Genomic DNA, 13,422 nt, shown 5'->3' with positions numbered 1-13,422 from the left:
CCGCGCGCACGCGTTCGCGTGTGCACGCTCGCGTGTTATGCATACGAACTGTCTTGCGTCGGTCCCGGAACGGGGGCGAAAGGTAGCGGCGCGGTTCGCCGATGTCACGGCCCACCGCACAAATTGAGCAATGCTGCGTGTGCACAGCCAGGCTGTGCTTTCCGCAGAGGTCCGCCACGAGGCCTTTTCCCATGAAGAAACCGCTTGTCATCGGCATTGTCGCCGTGCTCGCCATCGGCATCGGCGGATATGCCGGCGTCCAGTATTGGTCGCAGATGAAGGCCCACGCGGTCATCGAGGACGCCCTGGCCCAGGTGCGCGCCAGCGGCGCCAAGGCCACCCTCGGCGCCAGCGCGGTCTCGCTCAAGGACCGCAGCCTGACCCTGAGCGACCTCAAGGTCACCTCCGCCGATGGCGCGGTGTCGCTCGCCATCGCCCAGCTCGCCGCGCGGGGCGTGGGCACGCCGCAGGACGGGCGAATCACCGCCGACGCCGTGGCCCTGGAGGGAGTGACCCTCACCCGGACTGACGCCACCGACGGCACCCGGGTGGTGGAGAGCCTGCCGCACGTGGCCATCGCCGGCTACACCGGCCCGCTGGTGGTCACCCCCACCGCCGGCGCCGTCGACGACGCGGTGGCCGCCAGCCCGGTGGTGATCGCGCTGCGCCAGCTCGCCGCCGTGGACGCCACCCGCATCGACGTGCCCCATGCCGTCACCCGTATCACTCCCGGCTCCCTGGTACGAACGCGGGGCCTGGCCCAGGCCAGCGAGCTGACCCTCGACGGCATCACCGCCACCGACGTGCGCGCCGGCAGGATCGCGCGCCTCTCCGTGGCCCGCTTCGCCACCCAGGCGCAGCCCGCCGACACAGCCGCCGCGCCCCGTGCCGATGGCGCCGCCTCCGGGCCCGGGGACGCGCAGGAGGCCGACGGCGGCTCCAGCCTGCCGCGCGCCGAGGCGGTCGCCATCCTGGCCCGCGACATCGACCTCACGCCCCTGCTCGCCGCCAGCGGTGGCGGTGTCCTGCGGCCGGTGCTCGGCGCCCTGGAAACCGGCGCCTTCAGCATTCAGCAGGAGGAGGACATCCGGTCCGAGGGATCGGGTCTGCGCCTCACCGGCCTCGCCGTCAGGCCAGCGGTGCTCACCCCCGCGCGCCTCGCGGCGCTCGCCGCGCTGTCGGCGGACGAACCGCCGGCCGACGCCGCCCCCCTGCTGGCCGATGCCACCGCTTTGCTGCAGGGCATCGCCTTCACCGCGTTCGAGGTGCGGGACCTGCGCACCATCGAGCCGGTGGGCGGCGGCCGCGCCGCGCTGTTCGCCCTCGGCCCGCTCGCCGACGGCATCCTGGCCGAGCTGCGCTTCGACAGCGTGGAGGGCGACAGCGACGGGCGCGCGGTGAAGTTCGGCCGGATCGCGCTGACCGGGCTCAACCTGCCCCGGCTCATCAGCCTCGCCCACAGCCCCGACCCGACCCAGCCGGACGTGGCGCTCGCGGGTTTCAGCGCCCTCACCGGTGTCAGCGCCAACGACATCGAGCTGCCTGTGGACGCCGGCGACGACGCCCCGGCCGAGCCGATCCGCGTCGGCCGCGCCAGCCTGACCTGGGGCGACCTCTCCGGCCTGCTGCCCACCCGCATCCGCTTCGAGCTCACCGACGTGTCCGGCCCGATCAACCCGGACGACGGCGAGCCGTTCAACACCCTGGCGGCGGCCGGCCTGAAGCGGGCCACCTTCTCGCTCGCCCTCGGCGCCACCTATGACGCCGCCACCCAGAGCCTCGCCATCGCCCCGGCCCAGGTGGAGGTGAAGGACGCCTTCCGCACCGCGTTCTCCGCCCGGGTGGACAATCTCCCGGCGGCGGCCCTCGCCTCCGAGGACACGCTGGCCGCCGCCCTGCCGGGGCTGACCCTGGGTCCGCTCAGCCTGTCCGTCACCGATCTCGGCCTCGCCAACCTGATGCTCCAGCGCCTGGCCGAGGCCGAGGGGGTGAGCGTGGACGACTACCGGGCGCAGATGCTGGAGGTGCTGAACCAGGGCATCGCCGCGGTGGCGCCGGGCGCGCCGGAGGCGGCGGCGGTGGCCGAGGCCATCGCCCAGTTCATCCGCGATCCGCGAACCCTGGTGCTGACCGCGACTCCCAAGGGCCGGGTGCCGCTGCTGGCCTTCATCAATTCCGACGATCCCGCCGTGCCGCTGCAACTGTTCACCTTCGGCGCCGTCAACACGCCCTGAGACCGGAAGCCCGAGACGCTCGGGCCCCGGCAGGGCCGGGGCCAAGCATGACACGCATCAAAGGCATGACACGCATCGGGGCGCAGCCGGCCGCGCCCCGATGGCACGCCACGCCCGCCCGCGTCCGGCTGGCCGCGCGCCGCGAGAACCTTGGATTTCAGGGCCTGCGGACGCCCAGCGACGCCACCAGCTTCTGGAAGGTCTGCTGGATGGCCGCGTTCACCTCGGCGGGCTTGTTCTCGTCGACAAGGATCAGCTTGCGGCCCGCCGGGCTGGAATAGAAGGCAACGATGGCCTTCAGCTCGTCCAGGGTGAAGGCACCGGCGTAGTAATCGGCAAACACGACGGCCAGATCGCCGCGAGCGCCGCTGGCGGTCTTCAGCAGCTCGGCCCGCGCGCCCGCCTGCTGGTCGGCCGGCAGCCGCGCCACCAGCTCGCCCACCATGCGGTTGATCCGGCCGTCGAGGCCGGGCCCGACCGCGAGTTCCACCGCCTCGCGCGCCAGCGCGGCCTTGTCGGCGGCCTCGTCGGCCCAGGCGGGCACCGCCGGAAACAGCATGGCGGCCACCACGAAAGCCTTGTACCCGAAATGCATCGGCATCCTCCCCGGCCCGCCGGATGGCGAAATCGCGCCATCCGTGACTGGCCGGGGTGGAGCCTATACCATTTGCAACCTCACTTCTGCGGCGGCACCGGGCGGATGTGGAGTTCGCGCAGCTGCTTGGGGCTCGCCTCGTTGGGCGCGCCCATGAGCAGGTCCAGGGCCTGCTGGTTCATGGGGAAGATGGAGATTTCGCGCAGGTTGGTGGTGCCGCACAGCAGCATCACGATGCGGTCCACGCCCGCCGCCATGCCGCCATGGGGCGGGGCGCCATACTGGAACGCGCGATACATGCCGCCGAAACGCTCGATCACCGTCGCCTCGTCATAGCCGGCGAGCTCGAACGCCTTCACCATGGCCTCGGGGCGATGGTTGCGGATGCCGCCGGAGGCGATCTCATAGCCGTTGCAGGCGATGTCGTACTGGAACGCCTTGATGGTGAGCGGGTCCTGGGTCTGAAGCGCCTCCAGGCCGCCCTGGGGCATGGAGAAGGGATTGTGCGAGAAGTCGATCTTCTTCTCGTCCTCGGACCACTCGTAGAACGGAAAGTCGACGATCCAGGCCAGCTCGAACCGCTCGGTGTCGATCAGGTTCAGGTCCTCGCCCACCTTGGTGCGGGCACTGCCGGCGAACTTGTAGAACTTGGCGGGATCGCCGGCCACGAAGAAGGCGGCATCCTCGGCGGCAAGGCCGAGCTGCTGGCGGATGGCCTCGGTGCGCTCGGGGCCGATGTTCTTGGCGAGCGGGCCCGCGCCCTCATTGCCTTCGCGCCACATGATATAGCCCAGCCCCGGCTGGCCCTCGCCCTGGGCCCAGGCGTTCATGCGGTCGCAGAAGGCGCGGGAGCCGCCCTTGGGGGCGGGAATGGCCCACACCTCGTTCTTCTCCACTTCCAGCAGGCGGGCGAACACCTTGAAGCCCGAGCCGCGAAAGTGCTCGGACACCTCCTGCATCACCAGCGGGTTACGCAGGTCCGGCTTGTCGGTGCCGTACTTGCGCAGGGACTCCGCATAGGGAATGCGCGGCCAGTTCTGGGTCACCGGCTTGCCGCCCGCGAACTGCTCGAACACGCCGCGGATGACCGGCTCCACCGCTGCGAAGATGTCTTCCTGCTCCACGAAGCTCATTTCCAGGTCGAGCTGGTAGAACTCGCCGGGCAGGCGATCGGCGCGCGGGTCTTCGTCGCGGAAACAGGGGGCGATCTGGAAGTAGCGGTCGAAGCCGCTCATCATGATCAGCTGCTTGTACTGCTGCGGCGCCTGGGGCAGCGCATAGAACTTGCCGGGGTGCAGGCGCGAGGGCACCAGGAAGTCGCGCGCGCCCTCCGGCGAGGAGGCGGTGAGGATGGGCGTCTGAAACTCGAAGAAGCCCTGGCCCTTCATGCGGGCGCGCATGGCGTCGATGATGGCGCCGCGGGTCATGATGTTCTTGTGCAGCTTCTCGCGGCGCAGGTCGAGGAAGCGATACTTGAGGCGGGTCTCTTCCGGATATTCCACATCGCCGAACACCGGCAGCGGCAGCTCGGCGGCGGCGCCCAGCACTTCCAGCGCGGTGGCGTAGATCTCCACTGCCCCAGTGGCGAGGTCGGGGTTCTGCGTGCCCTCGGGGCGCAGGCGCACCTTGCCGTCGATGCGGATGACCCATTCCGAGCGGGCCTTCTCGGCGTCCTTGAAGGCGGCGCTGTCGGGGTCCACCACCACCTGGGTGAGGCCGTAATGGTCGCGCAGGTCGATGAACAGCACGCCGCCGTGGTCGCGGATGCGGTGGCACCAGCCGGAAAGCCGGACCTGCTCGCCGACCTCGGCGGTGGTGAGCGCGCCGCAGGTGTGGGAGCGATAGCGGTGCATCGGATTTGCCCTTTCAAGGCTGAAGCGGGTGGGACGCGGGGGCATGGCCCCTCCGGCGAAAGGCCGCGCGCAGCCGGCCGGCGCGCTCAGCCCCCGCAGGTCCATTCCGCGCCGGCCGGAACGCTCGCGCGCCGCGCCGCGGAATGTCCGCGCCTGAAGCCGGGGGAAGGTGCATGCGCCCTGTCCCTTGTCAAGCGGACAGTCCTGTTTCGCCGCCGCCGAAGCGTGGTATGAGCAGGGCACACCTGAGCCGCGCGTCGGTCCATCGGCCGTTGGCAGGCGCCAAAGCACGAGACATCGATTGAGTTCAGGCCCTCTCCCCTCCGGCCCCGCACCGACCCTCTCGCGCCTGGAGCCCGCCATCGCCGATCTCCCCCACGGGGAAGGCGTCGGGCTTGCGCCGCCGCGGCATCGCCGCCCCAATGCGCTCCTGGTCGGGCTCGGCGTGCTGATCTGCGCCATCATCGCCCTCGGCTCCACGCTGCTGGCGCGCACGCTCTACCAGCAGGCCTATGCCGAGCACCGCCGAGAGGTCCGCAACCTCGCCACCAGCCTGGCCCAGCAGACCGACCGGGCGCTGCAGAGCCTGGACCTGGTGGAGCGCAGCATCGCGGAGCGCGTGGCCGACGGGGGCATCCAGACCCCCCAGGAATTCCAGACCGTCATGGCCCAGCGGTCCATCCACCGGCTGATGCGGGAGAAGATATCCGGCCTGCCGCACGTGGACGCCCTCTCGGTCATCAGCAGCACCGGCAAGCTGATCGGCTTCACCCGCAGCTGGCCGGCGCCGGACATCGACGTTTCGGAACGCGACTATTTCGTCGCCCTCAGCAGCATGAAGGGGCCGGCCACGTTCGTGAGCGAGCCGGTCGCCAACATGGCCACCGGCGCCATCACCGTCTATCTGGCGCGGCGCATCACCGCCGCCGACGGCACCTTTCTCGGCCTCGTCCTGGGGGCGATGCAGCAATCCTCCCTGGAGCGCAACTTCGGCATCCTCGACCTGCGGCCCACCGGCCTCATCGCCCTGGTGCGCGACGACGGCGCGCTGCTGGCGCGGGTGCCGGGCAGCGCCGCCCATTTCCCCCGCGACGCGGCGATGCGGGCCGAGGTCGCCCAGGCCCTGTTCGCGCAGGATACCGACACCGGCACCATCGCCGCCGGCATCCTCGACGAGGAGGAGCGGGTGGTGGCGGTGCAGCGGCTCGCCAACTTTCCGCTCGCGGTGGTCATTGCCGACAGCGCCGACTGGCTGGAGCAGGAGGCCTGGAAGGCGGTTCTGCCCATCGTGGTCGCCGCGGTCCTGGTGTGCGGCCTCGTGGGCATCGTCATCTTCTTCGTGATTCGCCAGGTGGCCGGCGAGCGGGCGTTCTCGGAAAAGGAGCACCGGCGGGCCCGCTACGATACCCTCACCGGCCTGCCCAACCGCCTGTTCTTCTCCGAGCGGCTCGCCGCCGGGCTGGCCCGGGCCGACGCCAGGCCGCTGACGCTGCTGTTCATCGACCTCGACTATTTCAAGTCGGTCAACGACACCCTCGGCCACGACATCGGCGACGCCCTGCTGCAGGGGGTGGCGGAGCGGCTGCTGGACACGGTGGCGCCCCATGACTTCGTGGCCCGGCTGGGCGGCGACGAATTCGCCGTCATCTGCCGCCACGACGGGGGCCAGGAGGGCGAGCCGGGCATCGACCAGGGGGCCAGCGCCGCCGCCGAGGCCATCATCGAGGCGCTCAAGGCGCCCTTCCTGCTGGAGCACCACCAGGTGCTCACCGGCTGCAGCGTCGGCATCGCCATGTCGCCGCGCGACGGCAGCGACGTGGCGACCCTGCTCAAGTGCGCCGACCTCGCGCTGTACGGCGCCAAGAACGACGGGCGCGGCAATGCCCGGGTGTTCGAGCAGCACATGGGGGCCACCGCCCGCGCGCGGCGCGAGATCGAGCTGGACCTGCACACGGCCTGGGAGCAGCGGCAGTTCCGCCTGGCCTACCAGCCCATCTTCGAGACCCGGACGCTCAAGCTCGCGGGCTTCGAGGCGCTGCTGCGCTGGCACCACCCCACCCGTGGCGAGGTGCCGCCGGAACGCTTCATTCCGGTGGTGGAGGAATCCGGCCTGATCCTCAACGTCGGCGGCTGGATCCTGGACCAGACCTGCCGCACCGCCGCCGGCTGGCCGGAGCACCTGTTCATCTCGGTCAACGTGTCCCCCGCCCAGTTCCGCGGCGGGCACACCCAGCAGCAGGTCCAGGCCGCGCTCGCCCGCAGCGGCCTGCCGCCGGAGCGGCTGGAGCTGGAGATCACCGAATCGCTGCTGCTCAAGGCGGATTCCTCGGTGCGGCAGCTGCTCGACGAGTTCCGGTCCGAGGGCATCATCCTGGCCCTCGACGATTTCGGCACCGGCTATTCCTCGCTGCGCTACCTGCAGGTGCTCAACATCAGCCGCCTGAAGATCGACCAGAGCTTCATCCGCCATGTGGTGGACGACCCCCACACCGAGGCCATCGTCACCGCGATTCTCAGCCTCGCGAACGCGCTGAACCTGAAGACCACCGCCGAAGGCATCGAGACTGAGGCGCAGCGCGATTTCCTCACGCGCCGGGGCTGCACCCACCTGCAGGGCTTCCTGCTGGGCCCGCCCATGTCGGAGGAAGACGCAAGCCGCCTCGCCCGCGCGGCGCGGCCGCAGTGACCCCCTGCCCCCGCAGGAAGAGCGCCGCCCGGGAACGACAAAATCACGCCACAATCTCTTTCGTCCGCGCCGCGACGCGGATATGGTTTCGCCATGGACCCCATCACCACGACCGACGCCCTCGTATCGGCTTGTGAGCGTCTCGCCCGCCACCCCTTCGTCACCGTGGACACGGAGTTTCTCCGCGAGACCACGTTCTGGCCCAAGCTCTGCGTCGTCCAGCTGGCCTCCCCGGAGGAGGCCATCATCGTGGACACGCTGGCCGATGGCCTGGACCTTGCCCCCTTCTACCAGCTGATGGGGAACCCCGGGGTGATGAAGGTGTTCCATGCCGGCCGGCAGGACATCGAGATCATCTGGCACCAGGCCCGTCTCATCCCTCATCCGGTGTTCGACACCCAGGTCGCCGCGATGGTTCTGGGGTACGGCGACAGCATCTCCTACGACCAGCTCGTGCAGCGGGTGCGCGGCCACGCCATCGACAAATCCTCCCGCTTCACAGACTGGTCGCGCCGGCCGCTCAGCCAGGCCCAGCTCACCTATGCCATCGCCGACGTCACCCACCTGCGCGACATCTATGTGAAGCTCACCGCCGACCTCGACACCCGCGGGCGGGCGGAATGGGTGGGCGAGGAAATGCATGTGCTCACCTCGCCGGCCACCTACGACCAGCACCCGGACAGCGCCTGGGAGCGCCTGAAGTCGCGTGTGCGCAAGCCGCGCGAGCTGGCGGTCCTGGTGGAGGTGGCGGCGTGGCGCGAGCGCGAGGCGCAGAGCCGCGACCTGCCGCGCGGCCGCGTCATCAAGGACGACGTCATCGGCGAAATCGCCGTGCAGCAGCCGCAGACGCCGGAGAAGCTGGCGGAGCTGCGCTCCCTGCCCAAGGGCTTCGAACGCTCGCGCTATGGCGAGGCGGTGCTGGAGGCGGTGAAGCGCGGCGTTGCCCGCGACCCGCGCACCCTGCCGCGCATCGAGCGCGACAAGCCGCTGCCCAATGGCGCCAGCGCCACGGTGGAGCTGCTGAAGGTGCTGTTGCGCATGACCGCCGAACAGAACGCCGTGGCGGCCAAGGTCATCGCCACCACCGACGATCTGGAGCGCATCGCCGTGGATGACGACGCCGACGTGCCGGCGCTGAAGGGCTGGCGCCGGGAGCTGTTCGGCCTGCGCGCCCTCGCCCTCAAGGCCGGCCAGGTGGCCCTGGCGGTGGAAAAGGGACGCGTGGTGGCGGTGGACCGCTGAGCGGTTTTCCGCCCGCAGCCGCGCAGACCCGCACCGGCCGCCATTCCCGAGCCCGACGTTCGCCTGGGAATGTCCGGGAGGCCCGGCGTGCGTTGAAGTGTTGGCACGGCCCCCGTTCGTTCCACTGGGGGCGCCCCGGGAGCAGCAAACTGCGCCGGCCACGTTCTCGCACCCGCTGCGAGGCTGGCTTCCGTAACGCGCCGCCCGCCGAGGGCACGGCCCCTTGAGGCTGACGACGCCCACTGCCCCGCACCCCATCGGTGGCCTGCGTTCTCCTCTTGCCCCCGTCCGCATGAGCCGCGCGACGACGGCGCAAACACGCCCGCCCACCGCCATGACCCGCCGTGACACCGGCCCAGCCGCCCGCAGGGTGCCTGAGGCCCGGACAGAGACCCGGCATCCGGGCACCCGCATGTCTCCCTTCTCAGGGAAGCGGAGCTGCGGCCAAACCGCCGCGGCTGGAATGGAGGCGCACCCGCCCGGCCGGCCTGCGCCATCGCCCCGGTACCATTCAGGTGCACCGCCTGCCGGCGTCAGGTTCCCGGGGCGAGCTGGTCCGCGCCAGGGCCGGGGCCCCGGCCCCGGCCCCGCGACGGGCGCGGGACGCCCGAACAGGCACCCGCCAGCCAAGCCCCCGCACCGCCGCCTTTCAAGGAAGCGGACCTGCCGCCAAACCTCCCCGCTGGAATGGAGGCGCACCCGCCCGGCCGGCCTGCGCCATCGCCCCGGTACCATTCAGGTGCACCGCCTGCCGGCGTCAGGTTCCCGGGGCGAATTGGTGTGCGCAATGACCGAGGTTCGGTCGCACGAAGGCGCTCAAAACCCGAACAGGCACCCGCCACCCGAGCCCCCCACACCGCCGCCCCCTCAGGGAAGCGGAGCTGCGGGTGAGCCTGCCCCGGCGGGACGGGGACGCGTCCGGCGCTGACGAGCCCCGTTCAGGCGCCATTCCGGGCACCATCAGGTGCCCCGGCCCCTCTCGCCCGCGGCTACAAGGGAGAGGGGAGACATGGCGTCAGTCCACCACTTCCGTCACCGGCTCGCGCCCGGTCAGGCGCGCCAACTGGCGCAGGCGGGCCTGGACCCGCTCGTTCACCAGCGGCGCCATGTCGCGCGGCACGCTCAACACCAGTTGCTCCCCCCGCACCCGCAGCGGCGCGCGCGGCAGGATGCCCGGCATGGCGGCGGACAGCAGGTAGGCGACGCGCATGGCGCCGCCCAGGATGCGCGCGCGATCGAGCTGGCCGGTGGAGACGAGCTCCAGAATCCGGGTCTGCGCATCGTCGGCGCTGATGCCCACATAGCGGAAGTAAACCGACAGAGCGACATAGGCCCGCCCGGGATGATCCAGCCCGGCCAGCGCCGCATGGGCGATCATGTTGAGGCTCTGCTCGCCCCGATAGTCGGGATGGGCGCGCCAGCTCACATCCGCCAGCAGGCAGGCGGCCCGGCGCAGGCGGGTTTCGTCCGCCGCTTCCTCCAGCACCGGAGACGAGGCGAAGAAGGCGTCGGTCCAGGCCACCAGTTCCTCGCCATGGCGGGGCGAGCGCGACCGCAGCACGTTCAGCTCGGCGGCCGCCACCAGCAGCGGATCGTCGGCCCGCTCCTCCGGCGTCATCAGCGAATAGAGCAGGCCCTCGCGCACGCCCAGCGCCGAGATCACCACCTCCGAGGCCCGGCCCTGGCGCACCACGTTTTCCAGCACCAGCGCACCATAGGCCAGCAGCGGCCGGCGCGCGTCCGACACCACGTCGATATGGGCGAGGGTGTCGGCGTCCGCGCGATGCACGATGCGGGTGAAGTCCAGCGCCTCCCGGGCGGGAATGACGTAGCCGTGCATCACATGCAGCGGATAGCCCTTCTGGAACATGTGCAGGCGCGCCAGCGCCCGCCAGGTGCCGCCCACCGCATAGAAGGTGCGCCCGGCCAGGTCGCCGAGCACGCCGGCGTCTGGAATGGTGTCCTTGACGATCTTCTCGGCCTTGCGGGTGGAGCGCGCCGAGCGGTCCTGCAGGGCGAGCCCCCCCAGCGGCAGGGTGATGCCGGCGCCAATGCGCCCGCCCTTCACGTCCACCAGTTCCAGCGAGCCGCCGCCGAGGTCGCCCACCACGCCGTCGGGCTCATGCACCCCGGCCAGGATGCCGCAGGCGGCCAGCTCGGCCTCGCGCTTGCCGGTGAGCAGCTCGATGGTGGTGCCGCAGATGGCCTCGCACTCGGCGATGAAGGCCGGCCCGTTCTGCGCGTCGCGCGCGGCGGCGGTGGCGAGGGCATAGACCGCCCCCACCCCCATGGCGTTGCACAGCGCGCGGAACCGGCGCAGCGCCGAGAAGGCGCGCTGCACCGCGTCTTCCGCCAGCCGGCCGGTGGACAGCACCTCGCGGCCGAGGCCGCACAGTGCCTTCTCGTTGAAGATGGGGGCCAGCGCCCGGTTCATCCCCTCGTACACCACCAGGCGGACCGAGTTGGAACCGATGTCGATCACCGCCACCGGCGCGCCGACCATGAGCCGGCCGGGCGCGCGATGGGGATCGTCCGTCACCTCAGCGGCGGACGAGTAGACTGCGCGGCGAAGAATCCTTGAGAGACTTTCCACGTCCAGACAAGCTCGGGTTGGTCATGAAATATTGATGGGCGTTGAAGGGTTCTTCGCCCAGAGCGGGGACTATGCGTTCAGAAGAGCCGTCGGGCAACACCCGCCAGCTCTGCTGGTTGTCGATGAGGTTCGCCACCATGATCTGGTCGAGCACCTGCTCGTGCACGGTGGGATTGGTGATGGGGCACAGCGTCTCCACCCGGCGGTCCAGGTTGCGCGGCATCAGGTCGGCCGAGGAGATGTAGACGATGGCCTGGGGGCTCGGCAGGCCGTGGCCGGCGCCGAAGCAATAGATGCGCGAATGCTCCAGGAAGCGGCCGACGATGGACTTCACGCGGATGTTCTCCGACAGCCCGGGAATGCCGGGCCGCAGGCAGCAGATGCCGCGGATGACGCAATCCACCTGCACCCCGGCGCCGCTCGCCTCGTAGAGGGCGTCGATGATGACCGGGTCCACCAGCGAGTTGCACTTCAGCCAGATCGCCGCCGGCCGCCCGGCGCGGGCATGCTCGATCTCCTCGCGGATGTGCTGGAGCAGGCGCGGCTTGAGCGCCACCGGCGACACCGCCATGGCGTCCAGCTCGCCCGGCTCCGCATAGCCGGTGATGAAGTTGAAGATGCGGGCCACGTCCTGAGCGATCACCGGGTCTGCCGTGAAGAACGACAGGTCGGTGTAGATGCGCGCCGTGATGGGGTGATAATTGCCGGTGCCCACGTGCACGTAGGTGGCGAGGTTGCCGCCCTCGCGGCGCACCGCCATGGACAGCTTGCCGTGGGTCTTCAGCTCGATGAAGCCGAACACCACCTGCACGCCGGCCCGTTCCAGGTCGCGCGCCCAGCGGATGTTGGCTTCCTCGTCGAAACGCGCCTTCAGCTCCACCAGCGCCGTCACCGACTTGCCGGCCTCCGCCGCCTCGGCCAGCGCCTTCACGATGGGGCTGTCGGAAGAGGTGCGGTAGAGGGTCTGCTTGATGGCGACGACATTGGGGTCGCGGGCGGCCTGGCGAAGGAACTGGACCACCACGTCAAAGGATTCATAAGGGTGGTGAACAAGAATGTCCTTCTCGCGAATGGCCAGAAAGCAGTCGCCGCCATGGTCGCGAATGCGCTCGGGAAATCGGGCATTGTAGGCCTGGAACTTCAGGTCCGGCCGGTCCACTGAGACGAGCTGCGAAAACTCATTCAGCGCCAGCACGCCGTTCACCACGAAGATCTCGTCGTCATGCACGCCGAGTTCGCGGGCGACGAAATTGCGCAGTTCCTCCGGCATGGCGGCATCCGCCTCCATGCGGATCACCTCGCCATAGCGCCGCTGCTTGAGCGCCGTCTCGAACAGGCGCACCAGGTCTTCGGCTTCTTCCTCGATCTCGAGGTCGCTGTCGCGGACAACGCGGAACACGCCGCGCCCCTTCACCGTGTAGCCGGGGAACAGGCTGTCGATGAACAGGCCGATCATCTGCTCCAGGGTGATGAAGCGGGTGCCGGGGGTATCCGCCCGGTCGGGCAGTCGAATGAAGCGCTCCACCTTGGCGGGAATGCGGATCAGCGCGTTCATGCCCCGCCCATCGCTCTCGCGCACCAGCTGCAGCGCCAGCGAGAAGCCGAGATTGGGGATGAAGGGGAAGGGGTGCGCCGGATCGATGGCGAGCGGGGTCAGCACCGGGAACACGTGGTTCAGGAAGTGCCGCTCCAGCGCCACCCGGTCGTCGGCGGTGACGTCGCCGCCATTCACCAGGATCACGCCGGCGCCCGAAAGGTCGCGCCGCAGCTCGCGCCAGCGCACCTGCTGGTCGGCGATGAGCTGGGCCGCGCTCGCCATGATCTTGGCGAGCTGCTCGGAGGGGGTGAGCCCGTCGGGGCTGCGGGCCTGGACACCCTCGCGGATCTGCTCCTTCAGGCCGGCCACGCGGACCATGAAGAATTCGTCGAGGTTGTTGGCCGAGATGGACAGGAAGCGCAGCTGCTCCAGCAGCGGGTGGCTGCGGTTGGAGGCCTCCTCCAGCACCCTGCGATTGAAGTGGAGCCAGGAAATCTCGCGGTTGATGAAGCGATGGGGCGACTGCGCCAGCGCCAGCACGCCCTCGGCGTCGTCCGGGAAGGTCTCGTCTTCCACCACGGCGGCGGAGGCTTCTTGTGCGCTCATCGTCGGCTCCCTCATGTGCGGGCGGACCATGGCCATGTTAGATGACCACTCTATGACGGACAGGCTCCAGCCGGAT

7 protein-coding genes are annotated in these 13,422 nt (G+C 70.2%); 3 read left to right on the top strand and 4 right to left on the bottom strand.

The window, feature by feature from the left end; all coding sequences use genetic code 11:
- The first annotated feature begins 191 nt into the window (after window positions 1–191).
- Entirely contained in the window at window positions 192–2,234 is a 2,043-nt protein-coding gene (locus tag V5F53_RS21070; protein WP_393995607.1) for an aq_1923 C-terminal domain, read from the top strand.
- Between the two features lie 157 nt (window positions 2,235–2,391).
- Here the strand turns inward: V5F53_RS21070 and V5F53_RS21065 are convergent, their stop codons facing one another.
- Together V5F53_RS21065 and aspS are read right to left on the bottom strand one after the other, a co-directional pair.
- Window positions 2,392–2,829 (bottom strand): DUF2059 domain-containing protein, encoded by a 438-nt coding sequence (locus V5F53_RS21065; RefSeq protein WP_393995606.1) that lies wholly within the window; start codon window positions 2,827–2,829, stop codon window positions 2,392–2,394.
- Between the two features lie 80 nt (window positions 2,830–2,909).
- The gene (gene aspS / locus V5F53_RS21060) at window positions 2,910–4,682 is read right to left on the bottom strand and encodes an aspartate--tRNA ligase (RefSeq protein WP_393995941.1); all 1,773 of its coding nucleotides are present in this window, start codon (window positions 4,680–4,682) and stop codon (window positions 2,910–2,912) included.
- Between the two features lie 301 nt (window positions 4,683–4,983).
- On the opposite strand from aspS, the gene V5F53_RS21055 reads away from it, so the two are divergent.
- Both V5F53_RS21055 and rnd read left to right on the top strand, forming a co-directional pair.
- Entirely contained in the window at window positions 4,984–7,368 is a 2,385-nt protein-coding gene (locus V5F53_RS21055; protein WP_393995605.1) for a bifunctional diguanylate cyclase/phosphodiesterase, read from the top strand.
- 93 nt (window positions 7,369–7,461) lie between these two features.
- Window positions 7,462–8,610 (top strand): ribonuclease D, encoded by a 1,149-nt coding sequence (rnd, locus tag V5F53_RS21050; RefSeq protein ID WP_393995604.1) that lies wholly within the window; start codon window positions 7,462–7,464, stop codon window positions 8,608–8,610.
- A gap of 1,015 nt (window positions 8,611–9,625) precedes the next feature.
- Here rnd and ppx read toward each other — a convergent pair.
- Together ppx and V5F53_RS21040 are read right to left on the bottom strand one after the other, a co-directional pair.
- The gene (gene ppx / locus V5F53_RS21045; RefSeq protein WP_393995940.1) at window positions 9,626–11,113 is read right to left on the bottom strand and encodes an exopolyphosphatase; all 1,488 of its coding nucleotides are present in this window, start codon (window positions 11,111–11,113) and stop codon (window positions 9,626–9,628) included.
- A 37-nt stretch (window positions 11,114–11,150) separates the two neighbouring features.
- A complete protein-coding gene (locus V5F53_RS21040) occupies window positions 11,151–13,346 on the bottom strand; it encodes an RNA degradosome polyphosphate kinase (protein ID WP_393995603.1) in 2,196 nt (731 codons plus the stop codon).
- Window positions 13,347–13,422 lie beyond the last annotated feature (76 nt).

Origin of the sequence: Xanthobacter cornucopiae, from assembly GCF_043195065.2 — a bacterium.
GTDB lineage: Bacteria > Pseudomonadota > Alphaproteobacteria > Rhizobiales > Xanthobacteraceae > Xanthobacter.
The sequence above is the reverse complement of the archived record's forward strand: the minus strand, read 5'-3'. Positions and strand labels throughout refer to the sequence as shown.

Excerpts from the sequence above, each read along its gene's own strand:
- V5F53_RS21070 (WP_393995607.1), top strand. The coding sequence starts at position 192 with ATGAAGAAACCGCTTGTCATCGGCATTGTCGCCGTGCTCGCCATCGGC.
- V5F53_RS21065 (WP_393995606.1), bottom strand. The coding sequence starts at position 2,829 with ATGCATTTCGGGTACAAGGCTTTCGTGGTGGCCGCCATGCTGTTTCCG.
- aspS (WP_393995941.1), bottom strand. The coding sequence starts at position 4,682 with ATGCACCGCTATCGCTCCCACACCTGCGGCGCGCTCACCACCGCCGAG.
- rnd (WP_393995604.1), top strand. The coding sequence starts at position 7,462 with ATGGACCCCATCACCACGACCGACGCCCTCGTATCGGCTTGTGAGCGT.
- ppx (WP_393995940.1), bottom strand. The coding sequence starts at position 11,113 with ATGGTCGGCGCGCCGGTGGCGGTGATCGACATCGGTTCCAACTCGGTC.
- V5F53_RS21040 (WP_393995603.1), bottom strand. The coding sequence starts at position 13,346 with ATGAGCGCACAAGAAGCCTCCGCCGCCGTGGTGGAAGACGAGACCTTC.